The organism is Microbacterium sp. BH-3-3-3, from assembly GCF_001792815.1.
Taxonomy (GTDB): Bacteria; Actinomycetota; Actinomycetes; order Actinomycetales; family Microbacteriaceae; genus Microbacterium.
In genome coordinates this window covers 2,308,327-2,325,378 of record NZ_CP017674.1, presented here as the reverse complement: position 1 = coordinate 2,325,378, position 17,052 = coordinate 2,308,327, and the positions used below count along the sequence as shown (strand labels likewise).

Sequence of the window (17,052 nt, the reverse complement as noted above, 5' to 3'; positions counted from 1 at the left end):
GAGCCCCACCGTGAGAAAGTCCCTCCTCGCCCTTCCGGCGCTCGTCGTCGCGGCGGGCATCGCCCTCAGCGGCTGTTCGACCGTCTCGTCCGACGGCGCGGCCCCCAACGGCGAGGGCGTCGACGCCAGCCAGCCGCTCGCGGGCAAGACCATCGGCATCGCGGTCGTCGGAACGCAGCACTTCTGGGACCGTGAGGCCTTCCAGGGCGCGGTCGACGAGGTCACCAAGCTCGGCGGCACGCCGCTGACCACCGACGGCAACCGCGACAACACCCTGCACGCGCAGAACCACGACATCTTCCTCGCGCAGAACGTCGACGCGGTCATCACGATCCTCGGCGACGCCTCGGTCGACCCGAAGCTGCAGCAGCTGCACGACGCCGGCATCCCCGTCTTCGGGGTGGACCACGCCTCGGAGTACGCCGTCAACAACGCGCAGTCCGACAACCAGGTCGGCGGCGAGGCCCTCGGCAAGATCACCGGCGACGCACTCGGCGGCCAGGGCAACGTCGCCGTGTTCAACGCGTTCGGCCAGAGCCTGTCGTTCTGCGGCGAGCGCTACGACGCGTGGAAGAACGAGCTCTCGACGGACTACCCCGGCGTCAAGCTCATCGAGCCCGAGCTCGCCGAGCAGTTCGCCAACGCGCCCGACGACGCGCGTCAGCAGACGCTCGCGCTTCTCGAGAAGTACCCGGTCGGAACGATCCAGGGCATCCACGTGGCGTGCTGGGACCAGCCCGCCATCGGCGTGGTGCAGGCCATCGAGGACTCCGGCCGTACCGACGTGAAGGTCACGGCCTTCGACGCCGGCCCCGACACCCTCGAGATCATGAGCGAGCCGAACAGCCCGTTCGTCGGCAACATCGCACAGCTTCCGCGAAAGATCGCCACGATCTCGGCCGACAACGTCGGCAAGTACTTCCTGGGCGAGACGGTCGACAAGGTCAGCTACGTCGACACGATCCCCGTCGCCGGTCCCGACGAGGCGAAGAAGGTCTCGAAGGAGCTGGGCTACACCCAGTGATCGAAAGCTCCTCCCCCCTCGTGACGCCGGTGCTCCGCATGACCGGCGTCACGAAGGCGTTCGCGGGCGTCCCGGCTCTCCGGGGCGCCTCGATCGACGTGCGCCCGGGCGAGGTGCACGGCCTCGTCGGCGAGAACGGCGCGGGCAAGTCCACGCTCATCAAGATCCTCGCGGGGCTGTACGAGCGCGACGGTGGCACCGTCGTCATCGACGGCACCGAGACCGAGCGGCTCACCCCCTCCGACGCGCACGCCGCCGGCATCCGGTTCGTGCACCAGGAGCTGCAGCTCGTCCCCGACATGACGGTGGCCGAGAACGTGTGGCTCGGCAACGAGCGGAGCGCGGGCGGGGTGCTCCGCGGCCGCGCGATGCGGGCGCGGGTGACCGAGGTGCTGCACGACGTGCTCGGCATCGACCTCTCCCCCACCCGGCTCGTGCGCGACCTCGGGCCCGCCGAACGCAAGCTCGTGCAGGTGGCCCGCGCGCTCGTCGACGACAACGCGCGCGTCATCGTCTTCGACGAGCCGACCGCCCCGCTCGCGAGCGCCGAGGCCGAGCAGCTGCTCGGCATCATCGGGCGCCTGCGCGAACGCGGCATCTCGAGCCTCTACATCTCGCACTACCTCGGCGAGGTCACGCGCATCTGCGACCGCGTGACCGTGCTGCGCGGCGGCCTCGACGTGGGCCGCCTCGATGCGGTCGGCCCCGACAGCGGTCGCGAGATGATCCGCCTGATGATCGGGCGCGAGATCGACGACCTCTACCCCGCCCGCCGTCCGCCGGTGACCGCGCCGGCCGTGCTGAGCGCCCGCGGCCTCGGTGTCGGCACCGTGGTGCACGGCGTCGACCTCGACGCGCGTCCGGGCGAGATCGTCGGGGTCACCGGGCTTCTCGGCTCCGGCGCCTCGGAGCTCGGCGAGGCCCTCGTGGGCCTGCACCGCCACACCGGCGAGCTGCGCCTCGGCGAGCGCCGGTTCCGCCCGTCGAGCCCGGCCGCCGCCCTCGAGGCCGGCGTCGTGCTCGTGCCCCGCGACCGCCGTCACGACGGTGTCGTGCTCGACTTCTCGGTGCAGCAGAACCTCACGCTCTCCACGCTCTCGACCGATGCCCGCGCGGGGCTCCTCGACGCCCCCGCCGCCCGCGCGCGCGCCGACGAGCTGTCGGAGCGCCTCGACATCCGCCCCCGCGACACGACCGCCCAGACGCGGCTGCTCAGCGGCGGCAACCAGCAGAAGGTCGTGCTGGGCCGCAGCCTCGCCGCCGGCGCGCGCGTCATCGTGCTCGACGAGCCCACCGTCGGCGTCGACATCGGCGCCAAGCAGGAGATCTACCGCCTGTTGGCCGAGCTCGCGGCATCCGGGACCGCGGTGGTGGTCGTCTCGACCGACCCCGCCGAAGTGCTCGGACTCGCCGACCGCATCGTGGTGCTCGAGCGCGGACGCGTCGCCCACGAGGTGTCGACCGACGGTCTCACCCTCGAACACCTCAGCGCCCTCGTCACCGGCAGCGGTGGCGAACGATCGGAAGGGGATGCCGCGTGAGCGCCCTCGCCGTCGAGCGCCCCGCGCTCGCTCCCCGCGTCCGGAGCCTGCTGGCCCGGCGCGGTCCCCTGCTCGTCGTCCTCGCGATGACGGTGTACCTCGCCGTGACGGCGAAGGGCTTCCTCGGCCTCGCCAACGTCACCGCGAGCCTCACCCAGGCGGCCCCGGTCGCGCTGGTCGCCATGGGGCTCGCGATCGTCGTCATCGGCGGCGGCGACGACGTCGTGGTGGGCGGCATCGACCTGTCGATCCCCGCCACCGCGGCGCTGGCGACCGCGATCGTCAGCGATCAGCTGACCTCGTACGGCACACCGTTCGCGGTCGCCTTCGCCCTCGGCATCCTGGTCACGACCCTGTTCGGCGTGCTGAACGCGATCCTCGTCGGCTGGGTGGGACTGTCGTCGATCCTGGCGACGCTGGCCGTGTACGTCGCGGTCGTGGGCATCACGCGCGTGGTCAGCGGCAACCGCCGCATCGACGTCACCGACCCTCTCGTCGTCGCGGTGCGCGATACCCGGATCGTCGGCATCCCCCTCGCCGCCGTGCTCATGCTGATCGTGGCCGCGGTGCTCGTGTTCGTGCTGGCCCGCACGCCCTACGGCCTGCGCCTGCAGGCGGTCGGCGGCAACCGGGATGCCGCGACCTTCGCCGGCATCCCCGCTCAGCGCTACATCATGTCGACGTTCGTCATCGCGGGCGTCGTGGCGGGGCTCAGCTCGCTGCTGCTCGTCGCGCGCGGCTCGGGCAGCAGTCCGGGGATCGACGAGCGCCTCATGGTCGACATGGTGCTGGCGACCTTCCTCGGCGCCGCCTTCACCCGCCGCGGCACGGTCACCGTGTTCGGCTCGGTGCTGGGTGCCCTGTTCGTGGCGCTGCTGTCGAACGGCCTGATCCTCTCGCGGGTCGCCAACGCGTGGGTCGACGGGTTCAAGGGCGTGCTGATCCTGCTCGTCGTGGCCGCGGCCGCGGCGCGCAAGAACGAGGAGTCCCGCGCATGAGCACGACCGCCCCCCGCGCCCGGTGGTCGGGCGTCGCCGGCTCGGCCGCCGCGACCGTCACCCGCTACGGCTTCGTCGCCGCGTTCGCGGTGCTCATCGTGTTCTTCTCGTTCGCGAGCGACGCGTTCCTGCGCCCGAGCAACCTGCTCAACGTGCTCGACGGCGTCGCGATCCTGCTGCTGGTCGCCCTGGCCCTCACCGTCGTGGTGTCGTCGGGCGGAATCGACCTCTCGGCCGCGGTCGCCGTGGACTTCGGCGCGTGGTTCGCGATCGTGTCGATGATGTCGTTCGGGATGCCGTGGCCCGTGGCCGTGCTGCTCGGACTCCTCGGCGGCGCGCTCATCGGCGCGCTCAACGCCTTCCTCATCGTGGGGCTCGGGGTCACCCCCTTCCTCGCCACCCTCGGCACCTTCTTCATCGGCCGCAGCGCCCAGCAGATCGGCACCAACGGCGGGGCCAGCGTCAGCTTCCGCGCCGCCCCCGAGGGCTTCACCTTCCTCGGCTCGGGCGACGTGCTGGGCATCGGCATCCCGGTCATCATCGCCGCCGTCGCGGCGGTGGGCGTCGGCGTCCTGCTGCACCGCACCCCCGCGGGCGTGCGCATCCAGGCGATGGGCCTGCAAGACCGCGCGGCGGTCGTCGCGGGGCTGCGCACCCGCCGCATCCGCGTACTCGTGTACGTCGGCGCGGGCGTGCTGTGCGCGGCGGGCGGCATCCTGCTGAGCGCGTCGCTGCGCCTGTACACCCCGCTCGCCGGGTTCAGCTACCTGCTCGACGCCATCGCCGCGGTGTTCATCGGCGCCTCGATGCACCCGCGGTCGCGGCCCAACGTCTCCGGCACCGTCGTGGGAGTGCTGTTCCTCGGCGTGCTCGCGAACGGCCTCGACCTGCTCGGCCTCGACTTCAACGTCAAGGCCGCCGTGCAGGGCGTGGTGCTGCTCGTCGCCCTCGTGCTGGCGTACACCGTCGCGCAGCGCGCGCGGGCCGCGGCGGAGCGCCGGCCCGCCCCGGCGACCCCCTCCGGCACCGTGGGCTCGGCCCCGGCCGGCGAGCGCACCACGATGCCGCCGTCGACCACCGACACCACCTCGGGCGGCACGGCGTGACCCCCGCCGTCCTCGGCATCGACGCCGGCACCACCGCGGTCAAGGCCGTGCTGTACTCGCTCGAGGGCGAGACGCTCGCCGCCGGCCACCGGGCCGTGAGCGTCGTGCGCACCCCCGACGGCGGAGCCGAGAGCGACATCGACGCGGTCTGGGACGCCGTCGTCGGCGCCGTCCGCCAGGCCCTTTCGCTCGCGCGGAGCGCCCAGCCCGATGTCGTCGCGATCGGCGTCACGGGCCAGGGCGACGGCGCCTGGCTGGTCGACGACGAGGGACGCCCGGTGCGCCCCGCGGCCCTGTGGCTCGACGGCCGAGGCGCCGACCGCGTCGCGGCCTGGCAGCGCGACGGGCGCGACGCCGCCGTCGTCGCCGCAACCGGCTCGGCCAGCTTCCCCGGCACCCTGCCCGTGCTGCTCGACGGCTTCGCCGAGACCGAGCCCGAGACGCTCGCCCGCGCGGCCCACCACCTCAACTGCAAGGACGCGGTGCGCCACCGCCTCACCGGCGAGGTCGCCACCGATCCCTCCGAGGCCTCGCGCACCTACCTCGACCCGGCGACTCTGGCGTACTCCGACGAGATGATCGACGCGCTCGGTCACCGCCGGTTCGCGCACCTCCTCGCCCCGGTGCGCGCCCCGCACGAGGTCGCCGGACCGCTCACCGACGCGGCCGCCGCCGAGCTCGGCCTCACCGCCGGGGTCCCGGTGGCCGTGGGGCTCGTCGACTCCGCCGCGTGCCCGGTGGGCCTGGGCGCCCTCGACGATCAAGACGGCTGGGTCGTGCTCGGCACCACCGCCACCGTGGCCGTCAACCGGGCCGATCGGGCCGCCGCCGACAGCGGGATCGGCATCCTTCTTCCCACCGGCCGCGGCACCCAGGTGATCGAGGCCCTGTCGTCGATGGTCGGCACCCCCAACCTCGACTGGGTGCGGGACTCGCTCGGGCTGTCGGATCGCGGATGGAGCGAGCTGGAACGCCTCGCGCGCACCGCGACCGATGGCAGCGGTGGCGTCGTCTACCTGCCCTACGGATCTCCGAGCGGCGAGCGCGCCCCCTTCGTCGACGCCGCGGCCTCGGCGTCGTGGGTGGGCATGAGCGTCACGACCACCCCGGCGCAGCTGCTGCGCAGCGTCTTCGAGGGACTCGCGTTCACCGTGGCCGAGAGCCTCGACCTGCTGGATGCCGGTGACCGGGTGCCCGTGTGCGGCGGCGGCGCGCGCAGCGACCTGCTCTGCCAGTTGCTCGCCGACGCGTCGGGACGCACCATCGTGCGCACCGCCGACCCCGAGATCGGCGCGCGCGGAGCCGCGACCGTCGCCCTGGTGGCGGCCGGGCTCGCCGACGACCTGGCGGCCGCGGTGCGGGTGTTCCCCGCCGACACGGTCGAGTTCACCCCCCACCTCTCGCTCGCCCTGGGGGCTGCGCGCGACGTGTTCGCGCGCGTGCGCGCGGCGCTGCGGCCGGAGTGGCCCGCGCTGCGCGTGCTGGGTCGGCTGTCGCCCCCGGCGGAGACGGCCGCGTCCGATCCCGCACGCGAGGGCACGCGCCCCGCCACCGACCCCGCCGAGACCGAGCGCATCGACGCCGCGGCCCCCGCCGCCCACCTCGACGCGTCCCGCCTCGAATCCCCCACCCCCGAGAGGACACCCGCGTGACCCGCATCGTCATCACGGCCCCCTTCGACCCGCGCACCGCCGCCGAGATCGCGGGCGACGTGCTCGTGGCATCCGAGGCCGAAACCGGCCAGTCGCTCGGCGCCCGCGCCGCCGCCGACCCCGCCTTCGCCGCCGCCCTGGCCGACGCCGACGTGGTGATCGCCGAGCTCGACCGCATCGACGACGCGGCCCTCGCGGCCGCCCCCCGCCTCGCGCTCGTCGTCGCGTGCCGCGCGAACCCCGCCAACGTCGATCTGGCCGCGTGCGCCGCGCACGGGGTCGAGGTGCGCACGACCCCGGGCCGCAACGCCGACGTCACCGCAGACTTCACCCTCGCGCTGCTGCTCGCGACGGTGCGCCACGTGCCCGCCGCCTCGGCGTGGCTGCGCGAGGGCCACTGGAGCGCCGACGACGTGTTCGAGCCCTACGCGCGCTTCCGCGGGATCGGGCTGTCTGGCCGTCGGCTCGGCGTCGTCGGCGGCGGAGCGGTCGGCCGCCGCGTCGTCCGGCGCGCCCAGGGCTTCGGCCTGCGCATCGCCGTGTACGACCCGTTCCTCGCCCCCGGCGCCCTCGGAGACGACGTGCAGCACGTCGAGCTCGACGACCTGCTCGCCGAGAGCGACATCGTCACCCTGCACGTTCCGCTGACCCCCGAGACGACGGGGCTGCTGGGGGCGCGCGAGTTGGCGCTCCTGCGCTCCGACGCCTACCTGATCAACGCCGGGCGCGCCGCCCTCGTCGATCGTGACGCTCTGCTCGCGGTGCTCCGCGACCGACGCATCGCCGGCGCCGGGTTCGACGTGTTCCACGACGAGCCCCTCGCATCCGACGACGAGCTGCTGAGCCTGCCGAACGTCACCCTCACCCCGCACATCGCCGGGGCCTCCGACGACGTCGTCGTCGAGCACTCCCGCCTGGCGGCCGCGGCCGTGGCATCGTTCTTCTCCCGGAAAGAGACCTCATGACCGTCACCCCCACCGCCGACGTCGTCGTGCTCGACATCGAGGGCACGACCTCGGCCGCCGGCTTCATCCTCGGCGACCTCTACGACTACGCCCGCCCGCGCCTCGACGAGGTGCTCGGCCGCGACGACGACACCGTCCGCGCCGCCCGCGCCGACGCGATCGTCGAGACGGGCCTGGATGCCGATGCCTCCGACGCCGAGATCGCCGAGGCGCTGCGCGGACTCATGGCGAAAGACGTCAAGTCGACGCCCCTGAAGACCCTCCAGGGCATCATCTGGGCCGAGGGCTTCGCCGCGGGCGAGATCCACTCGCAGTTCTTCGACGACGTGCCGCCACGCCTGCACGCGTGGCACGAGGATGGCATCCGTCTCGCCGTGTACTCCTCGGGCTCGATCGCCTCGCAGGTGCCGTGGTTCCGCCACGCCCCGCAGGGCGACCTCACCCCCCTCGTCGAGGACTTCTTCGACACCGTGAAGGCCGGCCCGAAGAAGGAGCGCGCGTCGTTCGATGCCATCGCCGCAGCGCTCGACGTCTCGCCCGAGCGCGCCCTGTTCCTCACCGACCACCCCGACGAGGTGACCGCCGCCCTCGCCGCGGGCTGGCAGGTCGTCGCCCTCGACCGCGCGGGCGAGCCGTGGGCCGGCGCCGACTTCGCCGCCCCCGCCGTGGCGTCCTTCGACGAGATCGAGGTCACCCGATGAGCCTTCCCGCCGCCGACCGCGTGCAGGCCGCCGGGGCCGCCCTCGCCGCCGAGGCCTCGCGCTTCTCGGGCTACGGCTGGATGCGCGGGACCTCGGGCAACCTCTCGGTCGTCGTCGACCGCGACCCGCTCGTGCTCGCCGTCACCGCCTCGGGCCTCGACAAGTCGCTGCTCACCGACGCCGACGTCGTGCTCATCGACGCCGCCGGTCACGCCATCGACGCCGACGACCCCCGTCCCCCGTCGGCCGAGTCGGGCCTGCACGCGCACATCGCCGCCCGCACGGGCGCGAACGCCGTGTTCCACGTGCACGCGTTCGACGCCGTCGTCGCCGGGCACCGGTGGCCGAGCGGCGTCGAGATCCGCGACATGGAGATGCTCAAGGGCATCGGCCACCTCGCCGACGACGAGACGGTCACCATCCCCGTCATCCGCAACCATCAGGACATGACCGTCGAGGCCGGCTGGTTCGACGAGGTCTACCGACCCGCCACGGCCTCGGTGCCCGAGGTCCCCGCCCTGATCGTCGCGAACCACGGCATGTACGCCTGGGGTGCCGATGTGGCTGCGGCCCGTCGCCACCTCGAGATCACCGAGTGGCTCTTGCGCTTCGCCGTCGCGACGCGCTGAGCTTCGGCATCCCTCTTCCCCACCCCCAACGAAAGGAGCGGCCATGACCCTGCTGACCGTCTGGAAAGCGACCGACCCGAGCACGCCCGTGCTCGAGACCACCGAAGAGAGCGAGATCCGCGAGGCCCTCGCCGAGCTCGGCGCCCGTTTCTCGCGCTGGGAGGTCAAGGACGTGCCCACCGGCGCCTCGCAGGACGAGGTGCTCGCGCTGTACGCCGACGACATCGGCGAGGTGAAGGAGCGCGAGGGCTACACCCTCGTCGACGTCGTCGCCCTCGACCCCGCGCAAGACGACTACGACGAGGTCAAGACGCCGTTCCGCGAGAAGTTCCTGTCGGAGCACGCGCACGACGACGACGAGGACCGCTACTTCGCCAAGGGTGCCGGTGTGTTCTACCTGCACGCGAACGAGAAGGTGCACGCGGTGTACTGCGAGGCGGGCGACCTCATCTCGGTGCCGGCGAACACCACGCACTGGTTCGACATGGGCACCTCGCCCCACTACGTGAGCGTGCGCTTCTTCCACGACGACGACGGCTGGGTCGGCCACTTCACCGGCAGCCCGATCGCGGAGTCGTTCGCGTCGTTCGACCAGCTGGCGGAGCGTCGCGCGCAGCTCGCCTGACACCCCCGCGCGGTCCCGGGTCTCCGATCCCGTCGGAGGGACCGGCCCCGAACGCCCGCCCCGTCATCCGTTCCTCGGATGCCGCGGGGCGGGCGTTCCGCGTTCCCGCGGTCGTCCCGCGTCGGCCCGCACGCGCGCCCGGCGATCAGCGTGCCTGCAGCGCCACAGCCGCCCAGGCGATCGGCGGCAGGGTCACGTGCAGCAGGCCATCGACGATGCGCGCGCCCTCCAGCGCGCGCGGCTGCACGCGCTCGGGGTCGTCGAGCGTGTTGCGGGCGGAGGGGTCGTCGTCGGCGAGCAGGTGCGTCTCGACGATCTCGACCTCTCCCAGACCGGTGATGTCGATCACCAGGTCGACGGCGTCGTGCCGCCCGCGGTGCACGACGAAGATCGCCGTGGCTCCCGTCTCGGCGTCGTGGGTGGACACGGCATCGACCCCCGAGACAGTGCCGTGCCTCGCCGTGTCGATCACGGGGGCGTCGATCCGCAGGCGCACCGCGACGCCCCGCGCGAGACGCGAGGTGATCGCGAAGGGGAAGAACGTCGTCTGACGCCAGGTCGGTCCGCCCGGTTCGGTCATGATCGGGGCGATCACGTTCACCAGCTGGGCGAGAGATGCGGATGCCACGCGATCGGCGTGCTTCAGGAGCGAGATCAGGAGGCTGCCGAACACCACGGCATCCACCACCGAGTACACGTCCTCGAGCAGCCGCGGGGCGACCGGCCAGTCGTCGATCGCGGTCGGCTTCACCGAGTCGACGCGGTCGATGTACCAGACGTTCCACTCGTCGAACGAGATGTCGATGCGCTTGTCGGAACCCTTCACGGCGCCGACGTGGTCGGCGGTGGCGACGACCTTCTCGATGAAGCTGTCCATGTCGACCGCCGAGGCGAGGAACGAGTCGATGTCGCCGTGGTGCTCCTGGTAGTACGCGTGGCACGAGATCATGTCGACGTCGTCGTAGGTGTGCTGCAGCACGACCCGCTCCCACTCGCCGAAGGTGAGCATCTGCGCCCCCGACGATCCGCACACGACGAGCTCGATCGACGGGTCGAGCTGGCGCATGCCCTTCGCCGTCTGCGCGGCGATCTTTCCGTAGTCGTCGGCTGAGCGGTGCCCCAGCTGCCACGGCCCGTCCATCTCGTTGCCCAGGCACCAGACGCGCACTCCGAGGGGGGCGGCGCGTCCATTGTCGATGCGCTGCTGCGACAGGGTCGTGCCGCCGGGCACGTTGCAGTATTCGAGCAGGTCGATCGCCTCGAGGGTGCCGCGCGTGCCGAGGTTGACCGCCAGCATCAGATCGCTGCCGGCCTTGTCGAGCCAGTCCGAGAACTCGTGCAGGCCGATCTCGTTCGTCTCGGTCGAGTGCCACGCGAGGTCGAGGCGGCGCGGGCGCTGTGCGCGCGGTCCGACGCTGTCCTCCCAGCGGAAGCCCGAGACGAAGTTGCCACCGGGGTAGCGGATGGTCGACACACCGAGCTCGCGCACGAGTTCCAGCACATCGCCGCGGAAGCCCTGCTCGTCGGCCCGCGGGTGACCGGGCTCGTAGATCCCGTCGTAGACGTGACGGCCGAGGTGCTCGACGAAGCCCCCGAACAGGCGGCGGCGCACGGCCCCGATCGCGAAGCGGGGGTCGACGGTGAGTCGGGCAGCGGTCATCGGTGCTCCTCGGGGTTCGCTGCGACGTTACCCCCGCGGGCACGGTCGGCTAAACGTTTTCGAAACCGGTGCCCCAACGACGTGTGAAGGTCACAGTCTCGGTGGTTCCGCCGTCGTCTGCCGGAACCCCGTACACCCGAGCGTGCCGGTCAACGGTCACCCAGTTGTCACTCGCATCGAGAGCGTGGTCCTCATACCGGACAAACACTTCCACGGAGTGAGCACCGAGACCATCCGCCCACTCGATTACGGTTACGACCGAGTCGGCGTCAGTAATGTCCCATTCGTCTACGCGCCACGCCGACCCTGCTTCCAACGGCTCATTCCAAGCGCGCACTCTGTACTCGACCTCCTCGTCTGGAAGTGTTCCGACTGCATGAAACGGATCAACTATCTGGCACTGCATACGAAGAGGTTATGCCTCACGCTTCACGCTCACGAGAGGCGGCCGAGCATGCCGACGCGCTCAATCGGCGGTGCGGTGACCCCAGCCCAAGCCAAAGTCCCAGCCCAAGCCCCGGCCCCGCCTCAGATGACCTCGGCGCTCCACGCGTCGCGCCGGCCGAAGCGGAACGCCCCGATCGACACTGACTGCTCGCGCAGGAACGGCAGCAGTTCCAGGCGCCCGGCCGTGGTCACCTCGTCGGGGTAGACCGTCAGCGACACGTCGCCCGCGACCGTCTCGGCGACGGCCGCCCGCAGCGTCGACACGGTCGCGGCGGGACCGACGAGTCGCACGCGGGCGAGCCGCGGGGCGGCGATCAGGTCGGTGGCCTCGGTCTCGGCGGCCTCCGGGGTGCCCCCCGCCAACCGCTGCAACCACTCCGCGTCGCTCTCGACCGAGACGGCGACGTTGCTCTCGCTGAGCAGGTGGCGCACCGCCGCGGGAAGGCCGACGGGTGAGCTGAGGGTGAACGTCGAGCCCGAGCGCACCGCCGCGACGAGGACGCGCAGCACCGCCTGCCACGTGGCGTCGGCGGTGGCGCGGATGGCGACGTCGGCCGGGCGGTACCGCCAGAGGTTGCGCTCGACGCCGAGGCGCGAGACGTCCTTCACGCGACCGAACTCGCGGTCCCAGGCGACGGCGTCCGAGAGCGCTCCGCGCCGCAGCCAGTCGAAGGCCTCGTACGACAGGGTCGGCTGGGCCGCTTCGATGAGCCCGGTGATGCGACTGTCGAGCCCGCGCAGGTGCAGGGTCGACGATGCGGCCCCGCCCGACGACGGCCGCCACGACCCCAGCGTCACGAGGCGGTGCGGTCCGCCCGACATCGCGCCGGTGCCCACCGCGGCTTCACCCCAGCCGCCGAGGGGCTCGCGCTGCACGACGGCGCCCGAGGTCGGACGGTTCACGCGCAGCACGGCCGCCTCGGCCGTATCGAGCCAGAGTTCGAGGTCGGCCGCGTCGCGGGTGTGGAGCCCGGCGATGAAGCCCGAGCCGATCGCGTTCTGCATCTCGATCGCGCGGGTGACGGTCGGCGCGTGCAGGATGCCGAGCACCGGGGCCGCGATCGCGGCACGGGTGAGGTGCGACCCGGCGGTGACACCGGTGCGCACGCCCGGCGTCCAGAAGCGTCCGGCCGTCTCGGGTCCGAGGTCGAGTTCGCGCGGCTGCACCAGCCACCGTTCGCCGTCGCCGAGCACGGTCAGCGCACGGCGCACCTCGCCCGTGGGCTCTTCGACGAGCGGGCCGACGTCGGACAACGGATCGACCGCCGGCCCGACGCGCAGCGACGAGACGGCATCCTTCAGCTGGTCGGTGAAGCGCGACGAACGGGCCACGGCGCCCACGAGGATCACCAGCGAGGCGGCGGTGGCCGCTTGGCCCGCGCGCGCGAAGGCGCTGCCCACGATGTCGGCGACGGCCTCGTCGAGATCGGCCGACGGCGCGACGATCACGGCATTGCGTCCGGCGGTGAACGCCTGCACCGGCAGGGCCGGGCGCCACGCGGCGAAGCGCTCGGCGGTCGAGCGGGCACCGGCCAGCAGCACGCGGTCGACACCGGGGTGCACGATCAGCGCGCGCCCCGAGGCGTCTTCGTTGAGGTCGACGAACGCCAGCAGGTCGCGCGGAACACCGGCTGCCCACAGGGCCTCGGCCACGACGGCGCCGCTGCGACGCGCCCGCGGCGACGGGGTGAGCAGCACCCCCGAGCCGGCGGCCAGCGCGGCGAGCGTCTCGGCGGCGCAGAGCCCCACGGGGGCGTTCCACCGCGGGGCGACGACGGTGACCCGACCGGGGACGAACACCGCTCCCGGTACCCGGTCGAGTTCCTTCACCGTCGAGGCGTAGTACCCGGCCGCGTCGACCGCCTGGCTCACTTCGACATCGGCCTCGGCGACGAGGGCCCCGCCCTCCGACGCCAGCACCTCGATGAGCTCGGCGCGGCGTTCCTCGAGCGCGCGCGCCGCCGACAGCAGCACGGCGGAGCGGTCCGCCGCCGCGAGAACTCCCCAGGGCTCGGCGGCGGTGCGCACGCGCTCGATCACGGCGTCGAGGCCGGGTTCGTCGTCGATGCGTCCCGCCGCGGCGGTGGCGTCTCCGGCGGTCGACCCGTCGGCGCGACCGAGGGCGGCGAGCGCCCAGGCACGGTCGTCGGGCACGGTGGGGTCGGTGTCGGCGACGTTGCGGAAACCGGGCGCGCCGCCCGCGAGCTCGGCGCTCTCGCGCGCCGAGAAGACGGCGGTGTCGACGAACGCCTGCCCGCCGAAGAGCATCTGCTGCACGTCGGGGCCGAGGGCGGAGGTGTCTCCGGATGCCGCGGCCTCCCGCGCGATACCGAGCACCGCCTGCGTGAGTCCGGGCTCGGCGGCGGCGTCGTCGGCGCGCTCGCGCAGGATCGCGGGGTCGGGCGCGAGGTCGCGGTGCGGTGCGCGCCCCGCGGGTGCCGGAGCGTCGGCGGCGGCGAGGGCGCGACGTGCGCGGGCCGCCACGGCCGCGGTCTCGGGCACGACCGCGTCGGGCCGTGACACGTCGTCGAGGGGGGCCGTGTCGGCTCCGTCGGAAGGGTCCCGCTCGGCGGACGAATCCGCCGCGACGGCGTCGCCCGCGTCGTCGGGGTCTTCCGCGCGCTCCGCTCCCGCGGCCGGGCGCGGGGCGGCGGGCGCCGCGACGGGCAGCGCGGGAGCGCTCGCCACGACGCGCGCGTATGCCGAGGCCAGGCGGGCAGCGACCGCGTCGAGGTCGTCGGGGTGCACGGCTGCGGCCGCGACGACGTGCGCGGCGTCGGGGAACCACGACGCCGAGGCGGGCAGCACCAGGGTCGGCTCGACCCCCGCGTCCGAGGCGACGGCGAGAACCAGGGCGGCACGTTCGGGATCGGCGGTCGCGAACTCGACGGTGAGACCCTCGCGGCCGCGGGCACTCACCGCGTCACGGAGCGCTCGCACGGCGAGGGCGTCGATGTCGTCGCGTCCGGTCGCGGCCGGGGCGGCCCACCCGTGTCGGGCCGCGGCCACGGCATCCGGGGTCTGCGAGGGCGCATCGCTCAGCCGCACCGTCAGGCGGGCACCGCCGTCGGCGACGCGCACGCGCGCCCACGCCGCCAGCTCACGCACCGCGTCGAGGCTCTCGACGACGGCGACCGGCAGCGCGATCCCCGCCGTGAGATCCCGCAGGCGGGGCTCCTCGAGCACGCGGGTCAGCACCGCGACGGTGAGGTCGAGATCGTCTCGGCCCTCGACCACGAGCGTCAGGTGGGTGCCGGTCGACGCGGCATCCAGGTACAGCGGCAGGAGTCGCTCGGCGGCGTGCTCGACGTCGGCGTCGAACGCCCAGGGCGAGAGCCCCGCCACCGCGTCGGCCACCGCGAGCGAGAGCCGTTCGACGTCGTCGCGGGCGGCGAGGGCCCGGATGCCGTCGAGTCGGCGCCGCGCCGAGGCCTCGCCGAGCACGGCGGGACCGACGAGCCGCACGTCGACCGCGGCGTCGGGGGTACGGAGGGCGCCGATGCCGGCACCGAGGCGTTCGGGGCGGACGTCGAGCGCGAGGCCCGCGACGAGATCGCGCAGGGCGCGGCGGGCGAGGGGAACCGCGGGCGTCGGCAGAACGGGCGCCACCGCCCCGCCCAGCTGGATCGCTCCCCGCACGAACCAGGGCAGGGTCGCGGGCACGTCTTCGGCGAGGCGGTGCAGCGCCGCGGCCGCGGCCGTCGTGCTCTCGGGGCGCAGCACGCCGTCGGCCACCGCGGCGGTGAACTCCGCGGCCTCGGCGTCGAGCGGCATCTCGCCACGGCGGGTCGGCGCGGCGGGGGCGGGGTGGCGCGGCACGAAGGTCGCCGCGCGCGCGGCTGCCCGGGCGGGAACGTCGGAGGAGAGCGCAAAACCGGTGGCGCGCGGGTCTTTCGTGCTCATGCGGCCAGCCTAGGGATCGCGCGCGTGGCATCCCGACGGCCCGCCGCGCAACCCGCGGATCGGCGCGGAGCGCGGGTCGCGGCCCGCCGGTCGCGGCGCACGGTTCGTTGCGCGGCCGGTCGCGGCGCGGGTCGCGGCGCCGCCGGTTCGCTACTGTCGGGTCACCCCTTCACCGACGAAAGACCACGCATGGCTCAGACCTTCACCGACCTGCCGCTCGAGCTGCTGCGCGAGTACCGCCCGGCGCTCACCGCACCCGCCGACCTCGACGCGTTCTGGGGCGAGACTCTCGCTGCGGCCCGCGAGGCCGCCGGCCCCACGGTCCTGACCCCGGTCGACGGCCCCGTGCGCGCCCTGAGCGTGCACGACCTGACGTTCACCGGCTTCGGCGGCGACGAGATCCGCGGCTGGGTCGTGCGCCCGCACGGCGACGAGGTGCTGCCCGCCGTCATCGAGTACATCGGCTACGGCGGGGGGCGCGGCCTCCCCGGTGAGCGCACGAACTGGGCCGCCGCCGGGTACGTCCACGTCATCATGGACACCCGCGGCCAGGGATCGGCCTGGAGCGTGGGCGAGACCCCCGATCCCCACGGCTCGGCCGCCGCGTTCCCGGGCGTGATGACCCGCGGCATCCGCGATCCCCGCGACTACTACTACCGCCGCCTCTGCACCGACGCCGTGCGTCTGGTCGACGAGGTCGGGCGGATGCCGGGGGTCGACGCCTCGCGCATCGCGGTGACCGGAGTGAGCCAGGGCGGTGGACTCTCGATCGCCGCCGCCGCCCTCGCCGGCGACGCCGTGGCCGCGGTGCTTCCCGACGTGCCGTTCCTGTGCGACTTCCCGAACGCGATCGTGCGCACGCCGTCGGCCCCCTTCACCGAGATCACGAGGTTCCTCTCGGTGCACCGCGACGACGCCGCCCGCGTGCTCGAGACCCTGTCGTACGTCGACGGCGCCATCCTCGCCCGGCGCATCACGGCGCCGGCGCTCTTCTCGGTCGCGTTGATGGACGACGTCGTGCTGCCCTCGGGCGTGTTCGCGGCGTTCCACGCCCTGGCATCCGACGACGCGGCGATCGAGGTGTACCCGTACAACGGGCACGAGGGCGGCGGGTACCGCCACTGGATGCGGCAGGTCGCCTGGCTCGACGCGCGCTTCGCGCGCTGAGCGAGGCCGGGTCGGGCCGGACCGGGGAACCGGCCCCGACGTCACTCCCAGACGCTGGGCGCCGGACGCTTCGTCGACGGCAGCGATGAGCCGTCGGCCCACTCGTGCACCCACGCCTCGATGTCGGGCAGCCCCTCGGGCCGGCCGACCGCGGCGAAGAGCTCGTCGTGCGGCACCGTTCCGCCGGTGCGTCGCAGGATGCGGGCGCGGATGATCGCGCGCGCGTAGATCTCGCCCTTCACGAGCGCGCGGTGCTCGAGGTAGACCGCGCGGTCGTCGTGGCCGATCAGACGCGTCTCGAGGTCGAAGCGCTGCCAGAGCTCGAGCGAGCGGCGGAACGTGATCGTCTCGGCCGCCACCACGGCGTACCAGCCCTGCGCGGTCATCGCCGAGACGAGGCCCGCGCGGGTCAGCAGGTCCCACCGTCCGAGGTCGAACAGCGACAGATATCGACCGTTGTTCAGGTGCCGCAGCAGGTCGATGTCGGTGGGCAGCACGCGGATGCGCAGCCGCGTCACCGTGTTCGGATCGAGGGGTCCCTCACGCCCCAGGCGACGGCGGGCACGGACAAGCACGAGAAGGGTGCGCCAGAGGACGTTCACGAGGGGCGAGCATAGCGATTCGACGACGAACC

General features: G+C 73.5%; 13 protein-coding genes. 10 read left to right on the top strand and 3 right to left on the bottom strand.

Annotated features, from left to right (window positions below; genetic code table 11):
• Positions 1-10 precede the first annotated feature (10 nt).
• The 9 genes from BJP65_RS10735 to BJP65_RS10695 are packed head-to-tail and all read left to right on the top strand — an operon-like array spanning position 11 to position 9,241.
• Complete coding sequence (locus BJP65_RS10735) at positions 11-1,024, top strand: sugar ABC transporter substrate-binding protein (protein ID WP_198424671.1); 1,014 nt, start codon at positions 11-13, stop codon at positions 1,022-1,024.
• Positions 1,021-2,565, top strand: a complete 1,545-nt coding sequence (locus BJP65_RS10730; protein ID WP_219811344.1) for a sugar ABC transporter ATP-binding protein — start codon at positions 1,021-1,023, stop codon at positions 2,563-2,565. The genes BJP65_RS10735 and BJP65_RS10730 overlap by 4 nt, the downstream gene beginning before the upstream one ends.
• A complete protein-coding gene (locus tag BJP65_RS10725; protein ID WP_070409136.1) occupies positions 2,562-3,563 on the top strand; it encodes an ABC transporter permease in 1,002 nt (333 codons plus the stop codon). The genes BJP65_RS10730 and BJP65_RS10725 overlap by 4 nt, the downstream gene beginning before the upstream one ends.
• Entirely contained in the window at positions 3,560-4,669 is a 1,110-nt protein-coding gene (locus tag BJP65_RS10720) for an ABC transporter permease (protein WP_070409135.1), read from the top strand. The genes BJP65_RS10725 and BJP65_RS10720 overlap by 4 nt, the downstream gene beginning before the upstream one ends.
• A complete protein-coding gene (locus BJP65_RS10715; protein WP_070409134.1) occupies positions 4,666-6,321 on the top strand; it encodes an FGGY-family carbohydrate kinase in 1,656 nt (551 codons plus the stop codon). The genes BJP65_RS10720 and BJP65_RS10715 overlap by 4 nt, the downstream gene beginning before the upstream one ends.
• Complete coding sequence (locus BJP65_RS10710) at positions 6,318-7,286, top strand: NAD(P)-dependent oxidoreductase (protein ID WP_070409133.1); 969 nt, start codon at positions 6,318-6,320, stop codon at positions 7,284-7,286. The genes BJP65_RS10715 and BJP65_RS10710 overlap by 4 nt, the downstream gene beginning before the upstream one ends.
• Positions 7,283-7,987 (top strand): acireductone synthase, encoded by a 705-nt coding sequence (gene mtnC, locus BJP65_RS10705; RefSeq protein ID WP_055832842.1) that lies wholly within the window; start codon positions 7,283-7,285, stop codon positions 7,985-7,987. Before BJP65_RS10710 ends, mtnC begins: the two co-directional genes overlap by 4 nt.
• Entirely contained in the window at positions 7,984-8,616 is a 633-nt protein-coding gene (gene mtnB, locus BJP65_RS10700) for a methylthioribulose 1-phosphate dehydratase (protein ID WP_070409132.1), read from the top strand. The genes mtnC and mtnB overlap by 4 nt, the downstream gene beginning before the upstream one ends.
• Positions 8,617-8,659: 43 nt before the next feature.
• A complete protein-coding gene (locus BJP65_RS10695; RefSeq protein ID WP_070409131.1) occupies positions 8,660-9,241 on the top strand; it encodes an acireductone dioxygenase in 582 nt (193 codons plus the stop codon).
• A 145-nt stretch (positions 9,242-9,386) separates the two neighbouring features.
• Here BJP65_RS10695 and BJP65_RS10690 read toward each other — a convergent pair whose 3' ends face one another.
• Together BJP65_RS10690 and BJP65_RS10685 are read right to left on the bottom strand one after the other, a co-directional pair.
• Complete coding sequence (locus BJP65_RS10690; RefSeq protein WP_070409130.1) at positions 9,387-10,901, bottom strand: alpha-N-arabinofuranosidase; 1,515 nt, start codon at positions 10,899-10,901, stop codon at positions 9,387-9,389.
• A gap of 528 nt (positions 10,902-11,429) precedes the next feature.
• The gene (locus BJP65_RS10685; protein ID WP_070409129.1) at positions 11,430-15,251 is read right to left on the bottom strand and encodes a proline dehydrogenase family protein; all 3,822 of its coding nucleotides are present in this window, start codon (positions 15,249-15,251) and stop codon (positions 11,430-11,432) included.
• Positions 15,252-15,440: 189 nt separating this feature from the next.
• Between BJP65_RS10685 and BJP65_RS10680 the strand changes: the two genes are divergently transcribed.
• Positions 15,441-16,418: an acetylxylan esterase gene (locus BJP65_RS10680; RefSeq protein ID WP_070409128.1), complete on the top strand. Its 978-nt coding sequence runs from the start codon at positions 15,441-15,443 to the stop codon at positions 16,416-16,418.
• 41 nt (positions 16,419-16,459) lie between these two features.
• On the opposite strand, the gene BJP65_RS10675 is transcribed toward BJP65_RS10680, so the two are convergent.
• Positions 16,460-17,020: an acyl-CoA thioesterase gene (locus BJP65_RS10675; protein WP_070409127.1), complete on the bottom strand. Its 561-nt coding sequence runs from the start codon at positions 17,018-17,020 to the stop codon at positions 16,460-16,462.
• Between the last annotated feature and the right edge of the window lie 32 nt (positions 17,021-17,052).

What these genes read in the sequence shown, in the direction of transcription:
- BJP65_RS10720 (WP_070409135.1), top strand. Translation starts at nt 3,560, where the DNA reads ATGAGCACGACCGCCCCCCGCGCCCGGTGGTCGGGCGTCGCCGGCTCG.
- mtnC (WP_055832842.1), top strand. Translation starts at nt 7,283, where the DNA reads ATGACCGTCACCCCCACCGCCGACGTCGTCGTGCTCGACATCGAGGGC.
- mtnB (WP_070409132.1), top strand. Translation starts at nt 7,984, where the DNA reads ATGAGCCTTCCCGCCGCCGACCGCGTGCAGGCCGCCGGGGCCGCCCTC.
- BJP65_RS10695 (WP_070409131.1), top strand. Translation starts at nt 8,660, where the DNA reads ATGACCCTGCTGACCGTCTGGAAAGCGACCGACCCGAGCACGCCCGTG.
- BJP65_RS10690 (WP_070409130.1), bottom strand. Translation starts at nt 10,901, where the DNA reads ATGACCGCTGCCCGACTCACCGTCGACCCCCGCTTCGCGATCGGGGCC.
- BJP65_RS10685 (WP_070409129.1), bottom strand. Translation starts at nt 15,251, where the DNA reads ATGAGCACGAAAGACCCGCGCGCCACCGGTTTTGCGCTCTCCTCCGAC.
- BJP65_RS10680 (WP_070409128.1), top strand. Translation starts at nt 15,441, where the DNA reads ATGGCTCAGACCTTCACCGACCTGCCGCTCGAGCTGCTGCGCGAGTAC.